Source organism: Bradyrhizobium sp. SZCCHNR1093 (assembly GCF_032381175.1).
Classification (GTDB): Bacteria; Pseudomonadota; Alphaproteobacteria; order Rhizobiales; family Xanthobacteraceae; genus Bradyrhizobium.
Genome location: NZ_JAUHJJ010000014.1, coordinates 112,358 through 132,007, shown reverse-complemented (window position 1 = coordinate 132,007; position 19,650 = coordinate 112,358). Strand labels below are relative to the sequence as shown.

The 19,650-nt window shown below is 66.2% G+C and carries 17 protein-coding genes; 14 read left to right on the top strand and 3 right to left on the bottom strand.

The annotated features are described in order from the left end of the window. The 14 genes from QX070_RS29905 to QX070_RS29840 all read left to right on the top strand — a co-directional run. Window positions 1-1,155 (top strand): tetratricopeptide repeat protein (locus tag QX070_RS29905; RefSeq protein ID WP_315740735.1); only part of this gene is annotated, 1,155 nt, incomplete at its 5' end. A 117-nt stretch (window positions 1,156-1,272) separates the two neighbouring features. Further along, window positions 1,273-2,472: a phosphatase PAP2 family protein gene (locus QX070_RS29900; protein WP_315740734.1), complete on the top strand. Its 1,200-nt coding sequence runs from the start codon at window positions 1,273-1,275 to the stop codon at window positions 2,470-2,472. Between the two features lie 19 nt (window positions 2,473-2,491). Then, window positions 2,492-4,606, top strand: coding sequence for a hypothetical protein (locus tag QX070_RS29895; RefSeq protein WP_315740733.1), 2,115 nt, complete (start codon window positions 2,492-2,494; stop codon window positions 4,604-4,606). Between the two features lie 127 nt (window positions 4,607-4,733). Then, window positions 4,734-5,804 carry a GTPase ObgE gene (obgE, locus tag QX070_RS29890; RefSeq protein ID WP_315740732.1) on the top strand — a complete coding sequence of 357 codons (1,071 nt, stop codon included), beginning with the start codon at window positions 4,734-4,736 and terminating at the stop codon, window positions 5,802-5,804. A gap of 143 nt (window positions 5,805-5,947) precedes the next feature. After that, the gene (gene proB / locus QX070_RS29885) at window positions 5,948-7,084 is read left to right on the top strand and encodes a glutamate 5-kinase (RefSeq protein ID WP_315740731.1); all 1,137 of its coding nucleotides are present in this window, start codon (window positions 5,948-5,950) and stop codon (window positions 7,082-7,084) included. Between the two features lie 74 nt (window positions 7,085-7,158). Beyond that, the gene (locus QX070_RS29880) at window positions 7,159-8,448 is read left to right on the top strand and encodes a glutamate-5-semialdehyde dehydrogenase (protein WP_315740730.1); all 1,290 of its coding nucleotides are present in this window, start codon (window positions 7,159-7,161) and stop codon (window positions 8,446-8,448) included. 66 nt (window positions 8,449-8,514) lie between these two features. Next, window positions 8,515-9,138, top strand: coding sequence for a nicotinate-nucleotide adenylyltransferase (locus QX070_RS29875; protein ID WP_315740744.1), 624 nt, complete (start codon window positions 8,515-8,517; stop codon window positions 9,136-9,138). A gap of 307 nt (window positions 9,139-9,445) precedes the next feature. Beyond that, on the top strand, window positions 9,446-9,802 hold the full coding sequence (gene rsfS, locus QX070_RS29870; RefSeq protein ID WP_315740729.1) for a ribosome silencing factor: 357 nt from the start codon (window positions 9,446-9,448) through the stop codon (window positions 9,800-9,802). Between the two features lie 56 nt (window positions 9,803-9,858). Continuing rightward, window positions 9,859-10,341, top strand: coding sequence for a 23S rRNA (pseudouridine(1915)-N(3))-methyltransferase RlmH (rlmH, locus tag QX070_RS29865; RefSeq protein ID WP_315740728.1), 483 nt, complete (start codon window positions 9,859-9,861; stop codon window positions 10,339-10,341). A 33-nt stretch (window positions 10,342-10,374) separates the two neighbouring features. Further along, a complete protein-coding gene (locus QX070_RS29860) occupies window positions 10,375-11,745 on the top strand; it encodes a murein hydrolase activator EnvC family protein (RefSeq protein WP_315740727.1) in 1,371 nt (456 codons plus the stop codon). Continuing rightward, the gene (locus QX070_RS29855) at window positions 11,742-13,094 is read left to right on the top strand and encodes a S41 family peptidase (protein ID WP_315740726.1); all 1,353 of its coding nucleotides are present in this window, start codon (window positions 11,742-11,744) and stop codon (window positions 13,092-13,094) included. The genes QX070_RS29860 and QX070_RS29855 overlap by 4 nt, the downstream gene beginning before the upstream one ends. A gap of 186 nt (window positions 13,095-13,280) precedes the next feature. Beyond that, window positions 13,281-14,495, top strand: a complete 1,215-nt coding sequence (locus tag QX070_RS29850; RefSeq protein ID WP_315740725.1) for a divergent polysaccharide deacetylase family protein — start codon at window positions 13,281-13,283, stop codon at window positions 14,493-14,495. Window positions 14,496-14,582: 87 nt separating this feature from the next. Next, window positions 14,583-15,089 carry an RNA pyrophosphohydrolase gene (locus QX070_RS29845; protein WP_315740724.1) on the top strand — a complete coding sequence of 169 codons (507 nt, stop codon included), beginning with the start codon at window positions 14,583-14,585 and terminating at the stop codon, window positions 15,087-15,089. Window positions 15,090-15,226: 137 nt separating this feature from the next. Continuing rightward, complete coding sequence (locus tag QX070_RS29840; RefSeq protein WP_315740723.1) at window positions 15,227-15,733, top strand: RNA pyrophosphohydrolase; 507 nt, start codon at window positions 15,227-15,229, stop codon at window positions 15,731-15,733. An 82-nt stretch (window positions 15,734-15,815) separates the two neighbouring features. Here the strand turns inward: QX070_RS29840 and QX070_RS29835 are convergent, their stop codons facing one another. From QX070_RS29835 to atpD, 3 genes are all read right to left on the bottom strand, one after another. Continuing rightward, window positions 15,816-17,498, bottom strand: coding sequence for an adenylate/guanylate cyclase domain-containing protein (locus QX070_RS29835; protein WP_315740722.1), 1,683 nt, complete (start codon window positions 17,496-17,498; stop codon window positions 15,816-15,818). 168 nt (window positions 17,499-17,666) lie between these two features. Next, entirely contained in the window at window positions 17,667-18,074 is a 408-nt protein-coding gene (locus QX070_RS29830; protein ID WP_315740721.1) for a F0F1 ATP synthase subunit epsilon, read from the bottom strand. 97 nt (window positions 18,075-18,171) lie between these two features. Further along, window positions 18,172-19,614 carry a F0F1 ATP synthase subunit beta gene (atpD, locus tag QX070_RS29825; protein ID WP_315740720.1) on the bottom strand — a complete coding sequence of 481 codons (1,443 nt, stop codon included), beginning with the start codon at window positions 19,612-19,614 and terminating at the stop codon, window positions 18,172-18,174. Between the last annotated feature and the right edge of the window lie 36 nt (window positions 19,615-19,650).

Below are 19,650 nucleotides of genomic sequence, written 5' to 3'. Positions count from 1 at the left end.
GTCGGCAACCTGATCGCCGACGGCGTGATCTGGCGCCTGTCGAAGTCTGCGAATCTCAAGGTGATCTCGCGGCTTTCGACCGCCGTGTTCCGCGGTCGGACCAGCGACCTTGGCCAGGTCTCGGCGCATCTGGGTGCGGCCTACGTCCTCAGTGGAGCCTATGTGGCCAACGGCAGCCAGATCATGGTGACTGCTGAGCTCTCCGCCGCCCGCGACGATCAGGTGATCTGGACGGATCGGCTCAGCGGATCCGTCGAGGATTTGCTTCGGCCCGAAAGCGAGATGGCCGATCGCATCGCACGAGCCGTACACTTCGCCGTGTTCGACGCCGAGGTCGACCATATCCTGACCCAGCCGCTGCCGACGCTCGAGAGCTACTCGCTCCTGCTCGGCGCAATCAAGCTCATGCACAGGTCCACCAGGGAAGAGTTTCTCCAGACACGCAATATCCTCGAGGAGCTGATCAACCGGCACGGCCGTATTGCGGCCCCGCGCGCCTGGCTCGGCCACTGGTACATCCTGCGACTGACACGAGGCTGGTCCGAGGACCGCACCCGCGACGCAGCCGAGGCCCTGGCGACGACCCATGCCGCGCTTGATCGCGACCCGTCCGACGCGCTCGCGCTCGCAGCCGAGGGGTTCGTCTACTGTCATCTGTTCAAGGACCTCGACATGGCGCGCAGGCGTTGCGAGGCGGCCGTCCTCGCAAACCCCAGCCACGCGCTCGGCTGGCTGTTCCTTGGGACGGTCGACGCATTCAAGGGTGACGGTGCCGCTGCAGTGCACGAGACCCAGCGCGCCATGGAGCTCTCGCCGCTTGATCCGATGCGCTATTACTTCGAGTCGCTCAGCGCGACGGCTGCACTTTCCGCTCATGACTATGCCACCGCTGAAAGACTTGCGCGCTCATCGCTGGCACTCAACCGCATGCACCCCTCGACGTGGCGAGCCTTGACCATTGCGCTCGTGCTGCAGGGCCGAATGGAGGAGGCCCGATCGACACTAGCGAAGGTGCGGGAGGTCGACCCGACGCTGACGGTCGAAACCTATCTTGCCCGCATGCCGAACGCTCAGCTCGAAACCGGTCGGGAATGGGCGCGCTGTCTGGCGTTAGCCGGCCTGCCATCCGGTAACGGCAACTCCAAGCGGCATTGAGGACGAAAAGGATCCGGGCGTGTGAACTGGTCGACAGCTGAGTGAGTATCGCCCGGCGAACTGCAACTGAAAGGACGACCCTACCATTGTGAGCTGACTCAATCATAGGAGGCGGACATGGGCCAACTGGGCGGCGCAGGTGGTGCCGGCGGAGCGGGCGGAGCGGGCGGAGCAGGCGGCGCGGGTGGTGCTGGAGGCGCCGGCGGAGCAGGCGGCGCGGGTGGCGTCGGCGGCGCGGGCGGTGCCGTACTCGGCACGCTTGGCGATGTCTATGCCAATCCGGTGATGGTCGATGCATTGATCCATGTGCGCGAGGGCAGCATCGTCACCGAAAAACCGCTCGTGCTTTATGAGCCGGCGCTCCCGGTCATCGATGACCCCGCCCAAATGGAGCGCTGGGAGGCGTGGGTTCGCGCCTATGTTGCTATCGGAGAGATGCTGCAAGGCATCACCTTCCAGGGCATCACGGCAAACTCTCAACCGTCAAGCTCTGACGCCTTCCAGATATGGTCGTCCGTATCCGGACAGAGATCGCTGATCGCCGAAATTCAGCGGCCGGCACAAACCACCTTCGAACAGCAGATCCCCCTGGTCCTCAGTTGGGCCGAACTGCGCAACGAGCGCGCCACGGAAATCCTGGCGCAGATCGATCCGCAGTTCGCTTTCTGGGCATCGATCGTCTACCTCCATGCCGAGCGGACGCGGCGCACATTCGAACTCATCAACATGGTGCTGCAATTTTGCGTCTACGTGGAGATGCGCGTCAAGCACGCGCTGGGCTGCTACCGTCCGGTCGAATACAACGCCGAGGTCCAGCCGATGATCACGACCCCGGGGCATGGAAGCTTCCCGATGGGGCACGCGACGCAGACCTATGCGGTCACCTACGTGTTGAAGCAGTTGCTGAAGCTTGATCCGACGCGGCACAAATGGGTCATCGATCAGCTCGATCGCGTGTGTGCCCGGATCACGACCAACCGCGTCATCGCCGGCGTCCACTTTCCGGCTGACAGCATGGCGGGACGCATGCTGGGCGTCGCCCTGGGCGAGTACTTTGTCGGGCGTTGCAATGGGAACGAGACGAGCCAGCCCTTCATGAAGCGGACCTTCCTTGCGGCAGGAATCGACCAATACCCGACGACGGATTTCAATCCGTTCAACACCACGATCGTCCCGGCCCAGGATCTCGACCAGGGTCCGTTCTACTTCTCGCAATCTGCCGGCGTGAACGTCACCCAGTCCCCTCTGATGCATCACGTCTGGTGTGAGGCTCAAGCGGAGTGGAAGGGCAGATTTGGCGTTCCGAGCTACCCATAATTCATGCGGAGAGCGAGCCATGGCCGAGCCCGGGGCGCCCAAGAGCTATCCGAGATGCTTCGATCCCTATCTCCGATACGCGATCTCGACGGAATTCAAGAACTTCGAGGAAAACCTCCAGGAAAAATGGGATCGTTTCGACGATGACAAATACAGGCTCCTGCTCCTGATCGAGCTGAAAGAGGCTGGAACGGCCGCAGATTTCGCGAAAGTGGCGGGCCAGCTGGAACCAACCCAGCCCGAGTTCGCCACGACAAAGTACGGCATCGAACTCGCGCCTTATGCGGCAGACTCGCGGTACCTGACGATGCGCTGCCGCGCGAGTGCGGTGCTGGATAGCGCATTGCACGAGTCCGTCTGGGGCAATTATGTCAACCGGGTCGCGTTATCCTTGCCGGTCAAACCGTCATCTCCCAAGTCATTCCAAAAGAGTGCGCCCATCCGCCACCGCTTCAAGGAAGGTAAGGAGGCGCCAGGACCGCTTCTGATCGGCATGCTGGACGATGGCTGCCCGTTTTCTGCGGCGCGCTTCCTAAGAACCAGCGGCCCACTGAGCACGCGGGTCCGAGCCATCTGGGATCAGAACCAGAATAAGCAGCCGGTCGCGATCGGAACGCGCAAGTTCGGAATGGAGCTCACCGACTTTGCCTACGGTCTCGAGTACCGACGCGATTTCGCCGCCGGCATAGAGCCGCAGCAGATCGGACTCGACGATTGGATCTCGCTGCACGCGACAGCTACCGATGGCGTCGACGAGGATGGCTGTTACGCAGCCGCCGGGTTCACGACCCTCGCACGCCGGGACTCGCATGGGGGCCATGTCATGGACGTCCTGGCGGGGCCTGTTCCGATTTCCTCTCGTATCGGCCCGTCGAAACCAGGCAAGGACCGCCGCGATCCGCCGAGTTGGACACCTGGTCGCCCCTCGACTGATCCTGCGTGCGACGCTGACGTCGTGTTCGTGCAATTCTCCGATGAATGTATCCGGGATGCGACTGGCGTGTGGCTGAAGACCTATGTCGTCCAGGGCATCCAGTACATTCTGTCGTTTGCAGACCCGGTCAAGACCAGGAACGTGATCATCAGCCTCAGCTACGGTCCGACCACCGGACCGCATGACGGCACGGCAGAACTCGAGAGCGCCTTGTCGGCTCTGGTTGCTGAATACAACGGCAAGAACAACAAGCCGAAGCTCGACATCGTGCTCTCCGCCGGCAACGCCTATCTCAGCGACGGTCACGTCGTCTTCACCAGCGACAGCGAGCAGCCCGAGCACGTCGAATGGATCTGGCGTTTGCCGCCGGACAATACCGTGCTGGTCTTTGCAGAGATCTGGATGGAGGACGATGAGGCCCAGGGAGTCACCGTCACCTTGACGTCGCCGAGCGGCAAAGTTCAGCTGACATCAGGCTGTGCTGTCATCGGAACAACGCTTCCGAAGCCGGGCGGCACCACCCCTCAGCTGATCGGCCCGATCGTCTGGGGCAAAGACAGGATGTGGCTGCTCGAAGTCGGCCCGACCGTGGTGAGGCCAGAAGATCAGGCCAGCAACGAGCACGGCGACTGGACCATCAAGGTCGACGGCATTCCCGAAAACGCCGAAATGCACGCCTATGTGGCGCGCACCGATCCGAACATGGGCGCGCGCACGGGGGCCAAGCGCTCGCATTTTGTCGATTCCAACTGGGAGCAAACCCGGTCGGCTGGGGCCAGTTGCACGCGCATCGACGGGGAGTTCGATCGGACCGGATCGCTGTTGGATCGGTTTGGGACGCTGAACGGGATCGCAACCGGCAAGAAGCACCGGGTCCATGTTGCAGGCGGGTACGTGGTGGCGGATGGCCGCAAGACGCCTTATTCATCGGCGGGCCGGCCCCGCGGCGGCCACCGCATCGGTCCGGATTACGTGCTGCCCTGTGACGAAGACAACGCCCTCACCGGAATCCGTGCCGGGGGTAACCGGAGCGGCGCCGTCCTGCGCCTGATCGGGACGAGCACTGCGGCTCCGCAACTCGCGCGCCAATTTGCGAGATTGCGCGGCGGCTTGGCTTTGCCTCAGCCCACCGCCGTCCCGTCCCCGAACGACATCGCGGAGATCGCAAAGAGGGGCGGCGGCGATCTCGAGCCGCCGTAGCGGCAGGTCGTCGCGGTGCTGCGCGAGCGGCCTTCGGCCCTGACCGGGGCGGGAATCTTGCGCTTTTCCGCGCGATCCGCGGCGGTTTGAGTTGCCCCGGAGGCCCGCCTCGCCTACCTAGAGCCCTATGAAATTCCTCGATGAAGCCAAGGTCTATGTGCGCTCCGGCGACGGCGGCAACGGTTGCGTTGCGTTCCGGCGCGAGAAGTTCATCGAGTTCGGCGGCCCGAACGGCGGCAATGGCGGCCGCGGCGGCGACGTCGTCATCGAGGCCGTCGACGGCCTCAACACCCTGATCGACTACCGCTACCAGCAGCATTTCAAGGCCCAGAGGGGCGGAAACGGGTCCGGCAAGGACTGTCATGGCGCCGGCGGCAAGTCGGTGGTGCTCAAGGTTCCAGTCGGCACCCAGATCTTCGACGAGGACCGGGAGACGCTGATCCACGACTTTACCGCGGTCGGCGAGCGCTTCGTGCTGGCCCAGGGCGGCAATGGCGGCTTTGGCAACGCGCATTTCAAGTCGCCGACCAACCGGGCGCCGCGCAACGCCAATCCCGGCCAGCCCGGCGAGGAGCGCTGGATCTGGCTGCGCATGAAGCTGATCGCCGATGCCGGCCTGGTCGGCCTGCCCAATGCCGGCAAGTCGACCTTCCTGTCCAAGGTCTCGGCCGCCAAGCCGAAGATCGCCGACTATCCGTTCACCACGCTCCATCCACAGCTCGGCGTCGTGAACGCCGACGGCCGCGAGTTCGTGCTGGCCGACATTCCCGGCCTGATCGAGGGCGCGCATGAGGGCGCCGGCCTCGGCGACCGTTTCCTCGGCCATGTCGAGCGCTGCCGTGTGCTGCTGCACCTGGTCGACGCCACCTGCGAGCATGCCGGCAAGGCCTACAAGACGGTGCGGCACGAGCTGGAAGCCTATGGCGGCGAGCTGACCGACAAGGTGGAGATCGTCGCGCTGAACAAGATCGATGCGGTCGACCCGGACGAGCTGAAGAAGCAGAGGGACCGGCTGAAGCGCGCCGCCAAGAAGACGCCGCTGTTGATCTCCGGCGCCACCGGCGAGGGCGTCAAGGAAGCGCTGCGCAAGCTCGCCGACGTGGTCGGCGAACAGCCGGTGTCCCTCAAGGCCAAGAGCACGACCGAGAGCGCGGCGACCGAGGAGCCATGGGCGGCCCCAACGTCACCGCAGGGCTGAACTGAAGCCAACCTTGCCTCGCAGGCCCTCGCTTGCGACACTCGCCGCCATCCATCAACACTTGAGCCCCGTCCCGTGGGACCGCGTGTCAGCCACGCACCTCTCATCACGATGCGAGGGCTCGAACCGACCCTGTTCACGCCATGGCACCCCGTCTCGAAAATTTCCGCCGCATCGTCGTCAAGGTCGGCTCGTCGCTGCTGGTCGATTCCGAGGCCGGCGAGGTGCGCGCCTCCTGGCTCACAGCGCTGGCCGCCGACATCGCCAGGCTGCACAGCCGCGGCTGCGAGCTGCTGGTCGTGTCCTCAGGCTCGATCGCGCTCGGCCGCAGCCGGTTGAAACTGCCGCGCGGACCGCTGAAGCTGGAGGAGAGCCAGGCGGCCGCCGCGGTCGGCCAGATCGCGCTGGCGCGGACCTGGTCGGAGGTGCTCGGTGCTCATGGCGTCAGTGCCGGCCAGATCCTGGTGACGCTGCAGGACACCGAGGAGCGCCGGCGCTATCTCAACGCCCGTTCGACCATCGCCAAGCTCCTGGAATGGCGCGCAGTGCCGGTCATCAATGAGAACGACACGGTCGCGACCGCCGAGATCCGCTATGGCGACAATGACCGCCTCGCCGCTCGCGTGGCCACCATGGCGAGCGCCGATCTGCTGGTGCTGCTGTCGGATATCGACGGCCTCTACACCGCGCCGCCCGCGCAGGATCCGAACGCACGGCTGATCCCCGTGGTCGAGAGCATCACTGCCGACATCGAGGCGATGGCCGGCAGCGCCGCCTCGGAGTTCTCACGCGGCGGCATGCGCACCAAGATCGAGGCCGCCAAGATCGCCACCACCGGCGGCACCCACATGCTGATTGCGTCCGGCAAGATCGAGCACCCGCTGCGGGCGATCGCCGATGGCGGCCGCTGCACCTGGTTCCTGACGCCAGCGAACCCGGTCACCGCGCGAAAACGCTGGATCGCGGGCTCGCTGGAGCCGAAGGGCACGCTGACGATCGATGCCGGCGCAGTGACCGCACTGCGCGCCGGAAAGAGCCTGCTGCCGGCCGGCGTCATCCGTGTCGACGGCCAGTTCGCCCGCGGCGATGCCGTCGTGGTGCGCGGCCCCGACACCCATGAGATCGGCCGCGGCCTCGTCGCCTACGACGCCGATGATGCCGAGCGGATCAAGGGTCGCTCGTCGCCGGACGTGGCCATCATCCTCGGCGTCTCCGGCCGCGCCGAGATGATTCATCGCGACGACCTGGTGATCGGCCCGGCGGGCGCCGGCCCAGCCTGAGGCCAAGGCACCGGCGTTCGCAAACGGCCTCGTTCCGTGCTACTGGAGAGCCTTAATTCGAGGTTGAAAAGCCCATGACCGCGCCTTTGAAAGCCATCGACGGCAGCGCCGATCTGCCCGCCCTGATGAACGACCTCGCCAAGCGCGCCCGTGCGGCCGCCCGCGTGCTGTCGCTGGCGCCGGCCGAGCAGAAGAACCGCGCGCTGGAGGCGATGGAGCGGCGGATCCGCGCCCGCACTGAAGCGATCATCGCCGCCAATGCCGAGGACGTTGCCGAGGCCAAGGCGGCCGGCATGACCTCGTCCTTCCTCGATCGCCTCACCCTGACCCCGGCCCGCGTCGCCGCGATGGCCGACGGCATCGCCGTGGTACGCGGCGTCGCCGATCCGGTTGGCGTCGTGACCGAGAGCTGGCAGCGGCCGAATGGGATGACCATCGAGCGCGTACGGGTGCCGCTCGGCGTCATCGCCGTGATCTTCGAAAGTCGTCCCAATGTGGCGGCCGATGCCGGCGTGCTGTGCCTGAAGTCCGGCAATGCGGTGATCCTGCGCGGCGGCTCGGACTCATTCCGCTCCTGCCGCGCCATCCATGAATGTCTCGTCGATGGCCTGCGCGAAGCCGGCCTGCCGGAGGCCGCGATCACGCTGGTGCCGACGCGCGATCGCGCCGCGGTCGGGCTGCTGCTGTCGGGCCTGAACGGCGGCGTCGACGTCATCGTGCCGCGCGGCGGCAAGAGCCTGGTTGCGCGCGTCGAGGCGGAGGCGCGCGTGCCGGTGTTCGCCCATCTCGAAGGTGTCAATCACGTCTATGTCGATGGCGCCGCCGATCTCGAGATGGCCAAGTCGATCGTGCTGAACGCGAAGATGCGACGCACCGGCGTCTGCGGCGCCGCAGAGACGCTGCTGGTCGATCGCGCCAGCGCCGACAAGATCAAGCCGCTGGTCGACATGCTGATTGGCGCCGGCTGCGAGGTGCGGGGCGACGATGCGGTGCGGGCGGCCGATGCGCGGGTGAAGCCGGCCAGCAACGAGGATTGGGACACCGAATATCTCGACGCGATCATCGCCGCCAAGGTCGTCGACGGCGTGGAGGGCGCGATCGCCCACATCCACGCGCACGGCTCGCACCACACCGACGCGATCGTCACCGACGACAACGCCGCGGCCGACAAGTTCCTCAACGAGGTCGACTCGGCCATCGTCTTGCACAATGCCTCGACCCAGTTCGCCGACGGCGGCGAGTTCGGTTTTGGCGCCGAGATCGGCATCGCCACGGGCAAGTTCCATGCGCGCGGGCCGGTCGGGGTCGAGCAGCTGACGAGCTTCAAATACCGCATTCACGGCAGTGGTCAGACGCGGCCATGACCGCCGCATCCTGTGGTTGAGCTACACGAGCAGCAGGCGGGGGCCGCCGTGACCGACGCCACAGCCATGCGGCCTGCGATCCGCCAGGCGCTGCCGCCCTACAGCGACGGCATGCGCATCGGCCTGCTCGGCGGCTCGTTCAACCCGCCGCACCAGGCGCATCGCGCGATCAGCCTGTTCGCGCTGAAGCGGCTGCAGCTCGACCGTGTCTGGTGGCTGGTGACACCGGGCAATCCGCTCAAGAACAATGGCGGGCTGCATGCGCTGACCGAGCGAGCCGAGGCGGCGCGGAAAGTGGCCGCCGATCCGCGCATCGAGATCAGCTGTCTCGAATCCGTCATTGGCACCCGCTACACTGCCGACACGATCGATTATCTGCGCCGGCGCGCCTCCCGCCTGCGCTTCGTGTGGATCATGGGCGCCGACAATCTCGCGCAGTTCCATCGCTGGCAAAAGTGGCAGCACATCGCGGCCCAGGTTCCCATGGCCGTGGTCGACCGCCCGCCGCGCAGCTTCCGCGCCCTGAACGCACCCGCCGCACGCGCCCTGGCGCGGTATCGCATTCCCGAAGCGCAGGCCAGCCGTCTCGCCGACAGCGCCGCGCCAGCCTGGGTCTACCTCACCGGCCTCAAGCTCAGCCTGTCGTCGACGGGCCTGAGGAACCCGGACGGCAGTTGGAAGTCGTTCTGAACGGCCGCGCTCGCTGTCGCGCGGCATCGGATGTGCATGGAACTTGCCGTCCCGTTACGGTCCGAAGCGGGGCGGCCGGTCGAGAATGTCGGGCCGGGCAGTCGGGGCACTGGATTGTTGAAACCGTTAACCCCACATGCCTAGTATGGTCAGCAGGCCGGGTTGGATTCGGCCTGCGATACAGTGAAAGGAATGGTCCCTGACCACATCTGTATTGTCCCAGTCGGCCTTACCCAAGACGAAGGCAACGACGACCAAGTCGGCCACTGCCAAGTCAGCGCGTAAGACGTCGACCCGAGATGCGGCCTTGCAGGCGCAACCCGACGCCGACAAGACCCTGCGCACCATCCTCTCCCGCCTCGAAGACATGAAGGCGGAGGAGACGGTCACGATCAATCTTCACGGCAAATCGGCGTATTCCGACTACATGGTCATCACCACGGGCCGCTCGAACCGGCACGTCGGGTCGATCGCGGAAAACGTCGCCAAGGGCCTGAAGGAAGCCGGCACCAAGAAACTCCACATCGAGGGCCTGCCCAATTGCGATTGGGTGCTGATCGATTCCGGCGACGTGATCGTGCACGTGTTCAGACCCGAGGTTCGCGAGTTCTACAATCTCGAGCGATTGTGGACTCAAGGGCCGAACCCGGCGAAGACGGTCTAGGCGGTCCCACGCCGCGCCGGATGCGAATCGTGCGGCGCACGTGCTAGTCCGTGCGCATGCGCCTGATCGTGGTCGCCATCGGCCGGTTGAAGCAGGGTCCCGAGCGGGAGCTCGCGGAGCGCTACCGCGGGCGTTTTGATGACATCGGCCGCAAGCTCGGCTTTCGCGGCCTCGACATTCATGAGATTCCGGAAAGCCGCGCCCGCGACGCGGCAACGCGCATCGCCGAGGAGGCCGCCGCGATGTCGGCCGCGATCCCGGACAAGTCCGTACTCGTGTGTCTCGACGAGCGTGGCCAGAACGTCGACAGTACAACCTTTGCGGGTTATCTTGGACGCTGGCGGGACGAAGGCATTCCGGCAGCCGTCTTCGCAATCGGCGGCGCCGACGGACTTTCGCCCGAATTACGGCGCAGAGCCAAGCTTGGGGTTGCGTTCGGCGCTGCGACCTGGCCGCACCAGATCGTCCGCGTCCTGCTGCTCGAGCAGATTTACCGTACTGCTACGATCCTGGCCGGTCACCCCTATCACCGCGCTTGAATAGGGGACGATGGGAGCACAATAAGGACCTCGATGTTCGCTGCGCGGCCCCTCTCCCGTTCCTCAAGAACCGTCCGCAGCGGCCGGTCGTGCCGCGCGTCGCTGGTCGCGCTGCTGATCGTCGTTCCCGGTCTGCCGGCGACGGCGCAGACCGGACTTCGGCCTTCCCTCGCCGGTACCGCCTCACCGACACCGGCGACACCCGAGCAGTTGAAGCAGCGCGAGCAGGAGCTCGAGGCCGCCCGCGCGGCCCAGAAGGCCGCCGCCGAGGCCCAGGAGCGCCTGAAGGCCGACATCGCCGCGCTCGGCGAGGATCGCGGCAAGCTCAATCAGCAGCTGATCGACGTCGCCGCGCAGGTGCGCAGCGTCGAGGTGCGGGTTGGCGAGGCCGAAACGCGGCTGCGCGGGCTCGACGGCCGCGAGCAGGATCTGCGCACCTCACTGGAGGCACGGCGCACCGAGATCATCGAGGTTCTGGCTGCGCTGCAGCGCGCCGGCCGCCGCACGCCGCCGGCCCTGCTCGTCCGTCCCGAGGATGCGCTGCAGTCGCTGCGGACCGCCATGCTGCTGGGCGCTGTGATCCCGGAGATGCGTGGCCGCGCCGAAAAGCTCTCGACCGATCTCGGCGAGCTCGTCGCCATCCGCAAGACGATCGCCAGCGAACGCGACAAGCTCGCCGGCGACCGCGACAGGCTGCGGACCGATCAGACCCGTCTCGCGGCCCTGGTGGAGGAACGCCAGCGCAAGCAGAGCTCGGCCGAGAAGGACATGGAAGCCGAAAGCGCGCGCGCGGCTGTGCTGGCCCAGCAGATCGACTCGCTGCAAGGGCTGATCACGACGATGGAGCTCGATCTCAAGAGCGCCGCCAAGGCCGCGTCGACGGCAAGCCTGCAGGGCGTCCCGGTCAACAGCAAGCCGGACGCGAATGCGCTGCGCAACCCGGGCCGCAAGGCGCCCGCGATCGCGTTCGCCTCGACCAAGGGCATGCTGACGTTTCCCGTCAACGGCACCAAGATTCGCGAATTTGGCGCGTCGGACGGCGCCGGAGGCTCCGATAAAGGCATTTCTTTGGCAGCCCGGCCGGGCGCCCAGGTCACAACCCCGTGTGATGGCTGGGTTGTGTATGCGGGTCCCTTCCGCAGCTACGGACAACTCTTGATCCTCAACGCCGGTGGCGGGTATCATGTCCTGATCGCCGGGATGGAGCGCATTTCCGTCAACATCGGGCAGTTTGTTCAGACGGGAGAACCGGTCGCGACCATGGGTAACTCGTCCCAGGTCGCCTCCATTCTCGCTACCAACGCGAGTCAACCAGTGCTCTATGTCGAGTTCCGTAAGGACGGCACTCCAATCGATCCAGGCCCATGGTGGGCCGCAAATGAAGGCGAAAAGGTACGCGGATGATGCGTAAGACTTCGGTAATTCTCCTGAGCGCGGCCACCGGTGCGGCATTGACCCTGTTCGTCTCGCAACCGCGCGCGGTGTTGATGGGATCGACGGCGCGCGCCGCGACCGCCGATACCTATCGCCAGCTCAATCTGTTCGGCGACGTGTTCGAGCGCGTGCGCAGCGATTATGTCGAGAAGCCCGACGATTCGAAGCTGGTCGAGTCCGCGATCAGCGGCATGCTCTCGGGCCTTGATCCGCATTCGAGCTACATGGATGCGAAGAGCTTCCGCGACATGCAGGTGCAGACCCGCGGCGAGTTCGGCGGCCTCGGCATCGAAGTGACGATGGAAGACGGCCTGATCAAGGTGGTGTCGCCGATCGACGATACGCCGGCCTCGAAGGCGGGCATCCAGGCCAACGACATCATCACCAATCTCGACGACGAAGCCGTGCAGGGCCTGACCCTCAACCAGGCGGTCGAGAAGATGCGCGGCCCGGTCGGCACCAAGATCAAGCTGAAGGTCGTGCGCAAGGGCGCCGACAATCCGCTCGACGTGACGCTGACCCGCGACAACATCCGCGTCCGCTCGGTGCGCTCGCGCACCGAGAGCGACGACATCGCCTATGTCCGCATCACCACCTTCAACGAGCAGACCACCGAGGGCCTGAAGAAGAGCATCGCCGACCTGCAGAACCAGATCGGTGACAAGCTGAAGGGCTACATCATCGACCTGCGCAACAATCCGGGCGGCCTGCTCGAGGAGGCGGTCACCGTCTCCGACGCGTTCCTGGAGCGCGGCGAGATCGTCTCGACCCGCGGCCGCAATGCCGAGGAGACGCAGCGCCGTGCGGCGCATGCCGGCGACCTCACCAAGGGCAAGCCGGTCATCGTGCTGATCAATGGCGGCTCGGCTTCGGCGTCGGAGATCGTGGCCGGCGCGCTGCAGGACCACAAGCGCGCGACCCTGGTCGGCACCCGCTCGTTCGGCAAGGGCTCGGTGCAGACCATCATCCCGCTCGGCGCCGGCAATGGCGCGCTGCGGCTGACCACCGCGCGCTACTACACGCCGTCGGGCAAGTCGATCCAGGCCAAGGGCATCGTGCCCGACATCGAGGTGCTGCAGGACGTGCCGGATGAGCTGAAGTCGCGCACCGACACCAAGGGCGAGGCTTCGCTGCGCGGCCATCTGAAGAACGACGGCGACGAGAAGACCGGCTCGCAATCCTACGTGCCGCCGGACGCCAAGGACGACAAGGCGCTCAAAATGGCCGCCGACCTCCTCCACGGCATCAAGAACAGCGCCAACACGCCGGCGCCGACCGAGAAGGCCGCGGCCGACAAGCCGGCCAAGGCTGCGAACTGAGAGGCTGCGAACTAGGCGGCAGCCGACAGACGCGCATCGGGTTTGAAGGGCGGCCTCCGGGCCGCCCTTTCCTCTTCTCTTTGGCTTCTTGCTTTCCCGCTCCGCCGATCTACGGGCTTTGGGAGACTGGCCCTGCGTCCGAATCCTCGCCGTGGTATCGTCGACCCGATTGATTCGGGAATTTCGATGACAGAGACGGCCGACGAGCTGAGCGCCCCGCTCGGACAGACGGAAACGCGTCGCAAGCGCCGCATTCGGCTTCCCTTCACGGCCCTGCAGGCCCTTGCGATGCTGCTCGGCCTGTTCCTGGTCGTCTTCGCCGGCTTTGCGATGTTCAACGACAATCCGCTCGGTGGCGAGCCGGTCGCCCGCGTCGCGATCAACGAAGGCGCAAGGCCTGCCGACGACAAGGCCGCCAAGCCGGATGGCAAGTCTGAGGCAAAGGTCGATCACGGCGCGGCCCCCGCGGCCAAGCAGGAGGGCGGCGAGCGCAAGACGGTCACCATCATCGACGGCTCCAGCGGCACCCGCCAGGAGGTCGCGATCGGTGCCGGTGGCGAGACGGCGGAGCCTGGATCGGCCGCTCCGGCGAGCCAGATGCCCGGCGTGGACCCGCGGCTGCTGGAGAAGTCGCGCTACGGCATGATCCCGGTGATGGCCGACGGGCTGAAACCGTTCACCGCCTATGCGGCCGAGGCTGACCGCGCCAAGGCGGCGCGCATGCCGGCCGTCGCGATCGTGATCGGTGGTCTCGGCGTCGGCGCCGCGAAGACGGTGGACGCGATCATGAAGCTGCCGCCGGCGGTCACGCTGGCCTTCACGCCCTATGGCTCCGATCCGACCAAACTCGCCGAGCGCGCCCGGGCGCAGCGCCACGAGATCCTGCTCCAGGTCCCGATGGAGCCCTACGACTATCCCGACAACGATCCGGGTCCGCAGACGCTGCTCGCTACACTCGCACCGGACCAGAACATCGACCGGTTGTTCTGGCACATGAGCCGGCTGCAGGGTTACGTCGGCATCGGCAACTTCATGGGCGCGCGCTTCGTCGCAACGGAAGCGGCGATGCAGCCGATCGTGAACGAGGCCGCCAAGCGCGGCCTGGCCTTGTTCGACGATGGCGCAGCCCCGCGCAGCGTGGCGGCCTCGCTGGCCACGGGACGCGCGATGCCGTTCGCGAAGGGCGACGTCGCCATCGACGCGGTGCCGACCCCGGTCGAGATCGACAATGCGCTCGCCAAGCTCGAAAGCCTGGCCAAGGAGCGTGGCGTCGCCGTCGGGACCGCGTCGGCGCTGCCGGTCTCGATCGACCGCATCGGCACCTGGATCAAGGGGCTCGACCGCAAGGGCATTCTGCTGGTGCCATTGACAACCGCGATGCTGAAATCAAAATCGAACTGAACGAACGTGCGCCGGCCCGACTGGCGACGTGACAGCGTGAGGCCTGCGCAGCGAGGCGCAGGGTCCCGCAGGAAGGCCGAGACCGGAATGACGCGCTACGAGGACCTGCCTTACCGCACCTGCGTCGGCATCATGCTGATCAATTCGGAGGGGCTGGTTTTCATCGGTCGCCGCGCCGGCGGGATCGAGCATGTCGACGACACCCATGTCTGGCAGATGCCGCAGGGCGGCGTTGATCCCGGCGAGGATGCCTGGGAGGCGGCCAAACGCGAGCTGTACGAAGAGACCAGCGTGCGCTCCGTCGAGAAGCTGGCCGAGGTCGGGGACTGGCTGACCTACGACATCCCGCGCACGGTCGCGGGTCGCGCCTGGAAGGGCCGCTATCGCGGCCAGCGCCAGAAATGGTTCGCGCTGCGTTTCACCGGGCCCGATGCCGAGATCAACGTCGAGCGGCCCGGCGGCGGCCACCACAAGGCGGAATTCGTCAGCTGGCGCTGGGAGCCGATGAAGAACCTGCCGGGGCTGATCGTGCCGTTCAAGCGGCCGGTCTATGAGCGGGTGGTGAAGGAATTCGCCACGCTGGCTGGCGGCTGACTCGCGATCGCGGGCCGACCGCGACGCGTGGCCGAAACCGTGTCATACGCTCGCACTGCAAAGAATCTCTGCAGATCCGTCGCGACAACGCCGTCACGATGCGTTGCCATGCGAGACGAAGCCCCACGGATATGAGCATGACCGAAACCAGACCCTACCGGCCGAATGTCGGCATCGCCCTGCTCAATGCCGAAGGCCTCGTCTTCCTCGGGCGCCGCTTCCGCGACGACGGGCCGGAGATCGTCCTGCCCGGCCTCGAATGGCAGATGCCGCAAGGCGGCGTCGACCCCGGCGAGGATCTGCAGGCGGCGGCGCGGCGCGAGCTGTGGGAGGAGACCGGCATTCGCGACGCCGACATCCTCGGCGAGACCGACTGGCTGACTTACGAATTTCCCCCATTCGAGGATCCGAACCACCGGCTCGCGCGCTTTCGCGGCCAGCGCCAGAAATGGTTCGCGATGCGTTTCACCGGACGCGAGGGCGACATCGATCCGGTGACGCCGCGCAACGACCAGCCGGCCGAGTTCGACGCCTGGCGCTGGGAGCGGCTCGCGCGCATTCCGGATCTGGTGGTGCCGTTCCGCCGAGAGGTCTACCGCGCGGTGGCGCAGGCCTTTGCGCATCTCGCCAAAGCTGGCGACTGATCAACGAAGAGTGAGGCTCACCGTCATTCCGGCCTCGCGCTCCGCGCGCCTCGGAAAGACGAGGTCGAGAGAGTTCGCCGGCTTAATTGTCCTCGACCGTGAACGGGCCGATCGCGATCACCCGGCAATCGCTGTCGCGCGTGGCGCAATCGGCCAGCGCGCCGCCGATCGCGGTCTCCTCGCGATCGCCGTTGAGGCCGAAGCCGGGACGGCCAGCCGTTCCGACCGCGACTGCATTCCAGCCCGACGGCGCGGCCTCGAGGCGCCGCGCCACCTCCTCACGCGTCTCCGGGGCGATCGCCTGATGGTTGACCGCGCGGAAGAAGCCGGTGGCTTTCATCACCGTCGGCACCGGCACAACGAAGGCATCGTCGAGCGCAACGATGATGCAGGCGGTCCCCGCCTGGGCACCGCAGGCTTCGAGATTGCGGCGAACCACGTCGTCGACGAGGTCGCCGCCGACGCTATAGAAGAACTGCCCGCCGGGCCCGAGCGCGATGGCCTTGGTCCGTCGCGCCGTGCCGTAGTTCGCCTCGAGCCGGGCTCGGCCTGTATCGCGCACCAGCGGCATCTCTGCAGCGCTGAAGGCGCGCTCGGTCATCGGGTCGTGGCGCACCCAGGGCTGCGGCGGCAACGGTGGCTTGCTGTGCACGTAGACGACGCTGTCGCCGACGGCATAGAGCTCGCATTTGCGCGGTCCGTTCGCGTTTTCCGCGCGCTGCTGGCACTGCTCCAGCGCAGCCGATTTCGCGGCCTCATCGCTCGCCTGTCCGGTGACATAGGCGCTGACGCCGTTGATCGTTGTCGCGAACGCCTTGTGATCCGGTGCCAGCACGTAGTCGCGCGCCAGCGCAATGCGGGTCCGCTCGCTCACGAACGGCACGGCTTCAGGTGCGAACTTCTCGGCGGCGACAACGGACGAAGGTTGCGGTGACGGCTGCGGCGAGGCAGCGGGCTGCACGGCGACGGATGACTGCGTCGCCGCGGGGGACGGAGATGAAGACGGGGCCGAGGAAGGCGAAGCCGGCGTGGCCGACAGCCGGGCCAGCGCTTCCGCCGCCGCCTTGGCGGCATCGCGCTGCACAGGATGCGGATCGCGGTAGTCCAGATAGAGCTCAGTCCCGACCCCGACGGCTCCGAGCGCAACCAGGGCGGCCGCAATTCGCCAGATCAGGCGGAGCCCGCCGCCGCGGGCGACTTTCTTTTCTTCCGGCGGCGCGTAGGTGCCGTCCTCGCGGCGCATCGCGACCCGATAGGCGTGCACCGGGGTCGGGATGTTCTTGACCTCCCGCGCACCCATGTCGGCGAACTGCACCGACAGCTTATTGGCGACCTGCTCGTGCACCGCGCGCGAGATGCAGATGCCGCCGACATCGGCGAGCCCCTCCAGCCTGGCTGCGATGTTGACGCCGTCACCGAGCAGATCGCCGTCGCGCTCGACGACGTCGCCGATGGTGATGCCGATGCGGTAGCTCATCTGCCGGTTCGGCGGATAGGCCATGTTGCGCGTGCGCAGGCTCTCCTGAATGTCGATCGCGCAGCGCACCGCTTCGACCGCGCTGGGAAACTCCGCGAGCACGGCATCGCCCGCGGTGTTGAAGATGCGGCCACCGGCGCGCGCGATGAAGTCGTCGACCACTTCGCGATAGGCCGCCAGACGCCGCAGCGTCTCCTCTTCATCCTCGGCGACGAGGCGGGAATAGCCGGCAATATCGGCGGCAAAAATCGCCGCGATCTTGCGCTTCAACACGATCTGCCCTGCCATGTCACCACGCCCAGTCGAACGGCCGGGAGCATGCCGTCAGATCGGCGAGCACGCAACCGGCATCCCTTGCTAGTAGTCATCCGCCGGCCCCGGACGTTCGAGCCGGAAAACGAAAATGGCCGGGCAGAGCCCGGCCATGAACGTCCATTCATACGTCGTGCTGTTGAATCAATGCAGCGCAGTCGTGTTGAGCTGCTGCTGGATCGTCTTGAAGTGATCGAGCCGCTCGATCGCGCGATCGAGCTCGTTGCCCTGCTTCTCGTTCAGCTTGGATTCCATGCCGGCGATCTCGGCCGCGAAAGCGGTCTGGTCGAGCTCCTTCAGCGACGTCGCGACGTCGGCCAGAACCGTCAGACCCTTGTCCGAGATCTCGGCGAGGCCGCCGAGCACGATGATCTTCTGCTGCGAGCCGCCAGCGGTCACCGTCAGGATACCCGGCCGCAGCGTCGCCACGAATGGCGCATGGCCGGCGAGCACGCCGAAATCACCCTCCTGGCCGGGAACGTCGACCTGGTCGACCTCGCCCGAGAAGGCGATCTTTTCCGGCGAGACGAGATCGAAATGGAAAGTAGCCATTGGGAAACCTGCGAATAGCGAATAGCGAATGGCGAGTAGTGAAGGAGGAAGCAGCGAACAGTTCGTCTATTCGCTACTCCCTATTCGCTATTCGCCCTTAGGCCGCCTCGGCGGCCAGCTTCTTGCCCTTCTCGACCGCCTCGTCGATGTTGCCGACCATGTAGAAGGCGGCCTCCGGCAGGTGATCGTACTTGCCTTCACACAGGCCCTTGAAGCCCTTGATGGTGTCGGCGAGGTCGACGAACTTGCCCGGCGATCCCGTGAAGATTTCGGCGACGTGGAACGGCTGCGACAGGAAGCGCTCGATCTTGCGGGCGCGGGCCACGGTCAGCTTGTCCTCTTCCGACAGCTCGTCCATGCCCAGGATGGCGATGATGTCCTGCAGCGACTTGTAGCGCTGCAGGATCTGCTGGACCTGACGCGCGGTCTGATAGTGCTCCTCGCCGACGACCAGCGGGGAGAGCATGCGCGAGGTCGAGTCGAGCGGGTCCACGGCCGGGTAGATGCCCTTTTCCGAGATCGCGCGGTTGAGCACGGTGGTGGCGTCCAAGTGGGCGAACGAGGTCGCCGGCGCCGGGTCGGTCAAGTCGTCGGCCGGCACGTAGATCGCCTGCACCGAGGTGATCGAGCCCTTGTTGGTGGTGGTGATGCGCTCCTGCAGCGCGCCCATGTCGGTGGCGAGCGTCGGCTGATAACCCACCGCCGAGGGGATGCGGCCGAGCAGCGCCGACACTTCCGAGCCGGCCTGGGTGAAGCGGAAGATGTTGTCGACGAAGAACAGCACGTCCTGGCCCTGGTCACGGAAGTGCTCGGCGACGGTCAGGCCGGTCAGGCCGACGCGGGCGCGCGCGCCCGGCGGCTCGTTCATCTGGCCGAACACCAGCGCGCACTTCGACTTGACGCTCGGATCGGGATTGTGCGGATCGGCGTTGACCTTGGACTCGATGAACTCGTGATAGAGGTCGTTGCCTTCACGGGTACGCTCGCCGACGCCGGCGAACACCGAATAACCACCGTGCGCCTTGGCGACGTTGTTGATCAGCTCCTGGATCAGCACGGTCTTTCCGACGCCGGCGCCGCCGAACAGGCCGATCTTGCCACCCTTGGCGTAGGGCGCCAAGAGGTCGACGACCTTGATGCCGGTGACGAGGATTTCCGCTTCGGTCGACTGATCGGTGTAGCTCGGCGCGTCCGCGTGGATCGGGCGCAGGCCCTCGGCCTCGACCGGGCCGGCCTCGTCGATCGGCTCGCCGATCACGTTCATGATGCGGCCGAGCGTGCCGACGCCGACCGGCACCCTGATCGGCGACCCGGTGTCGCTGACTTCCTGGCCGCGAACCAAGCCCTCGGTGGTGTCCATCGCGATGGTGCGTACGGTGGACTCGCCGAGATGCTGGGCGACCTCAAGCACGAGGCGGTTGCCGCCGTTCTTGGTTTCGAGCGAGTTGAGAATGGCCGGCAGGTGACCTTCGAACTGCACGTCGACGACGGCGCCGATGACCTGGGTGATGCGACCGATCTGGTTGGCTGCGGTAGCCATTGGATTTCTCTCCTTACGATCCGTATACGAAACCAC

Excerpts from the sequence above, each read along its gene's own strand:
- QX070_RS29875 (WP_315740744.1), top strand. The coding sequence starts at position 8,515 with ATGCGGCCTGCGATCCGCCAGGCGCTGCCGCCCTACAGCGACGGCATG.
- QX070_RS29880 (WP_315740730.1), top strand. The coding sequence starts at position 7,159 with ATGACCGCGCCTTTGAAAGCCATCGACGGCAGCGCCGATCTGCCCGCC.
- QX070_RS29855 (WP_315740726.1), top strand. The coding sequence starts at position 11,742 with ATGATGCGTAAGACTTCGGTAATTCTCCTGAGCGCGGCCACCGGTGCG.
- QX070_RS29830 (WP_315740721.1), bottom strand. The coding sequence starts at position 18,074 with ATGGCTACTTTCCATTTCGATCTCGTCTCGCCGGAAAAGATCGCCTTC.
- QX070_RS29900 (WP_315740734.1), top strand. The coding sequence starts at position 1,273 with ATGGGCCAACTGGGCGGCGCAGGTGGTGCCGGCGGAGCGGGCGGAGCG.
- QX070_RS29845 (WP_315740724.1), top strand. The coding sequence starts at position 14,583 with ATGACGCGCTACGAGGACCTGCCTTACCGCACCTGCGTCGGCATCATG.
- obgE (WP_315740732.1), top strand. The coding sequence starts at position 4,734 with ATGAAATTCCTCGATGAAGCCAAGGTCTATGTGCGCTCCGGCGACGGC.
- QX070_RS29860 (WP_315740727.1), top strand. The coding sequence starts at position 10,375 with ATGTTCGCTGCGCGGCCCCTCTCCCGTTCCTCAAGAACCGTCCGCAGC.
- QX070_RS29850 (WP_315740725.1), top strand. The coding sequence starts at position 13,281 with ATGACAGAGACGGCCGACGAGCTGAGCGCCCCGCTCGGACAGACGGAA.
- QX070_RS29840 (WP_315740723.1), top strand. The coding sequence starts at position 15,227 with ATGACCGAAACCAGACCCTACCGGCCGAATGTCGGCATCGCCCTGCTC.
- QX070_RS29835 (WP_315740722.1), bottom strand. The coding sequence starts at position 17,498 with ATGGCAGGGCAGATCGTGTTGAAGCGCAAGATCGCGGCGATTTTTGCC.
- rlmH (WP_315740728.1), top strand. The coding sequence starts at position 9,859 with ATGCGCCTGATCGTGGTCGCCATCGGCCGGTTGAAGCAGGGTCCCGAG.
- atpD (WP_315740720.1), bottom strand. The coding sequence starts at position 19,614 with ATGGCTACCGCAGCCAACCAGATCGGTCGCATCACCCAGGTCATCGGC.
- proB (WP_315740731.1), top strand. The coding sequence starts at position 5,948 with ATGGCACCCCGTCTCGAAAATTTCCGCCGCATCGTCGTCAAGGTCGGC.
- QX070_RS29895 (WP_315740733.1), top strand. The coding sequence starts at position 2,492 with ATGGCCGAGCCCGGGGCGCCCAAGAGCTATCCGAGATGCTTCGATCCC.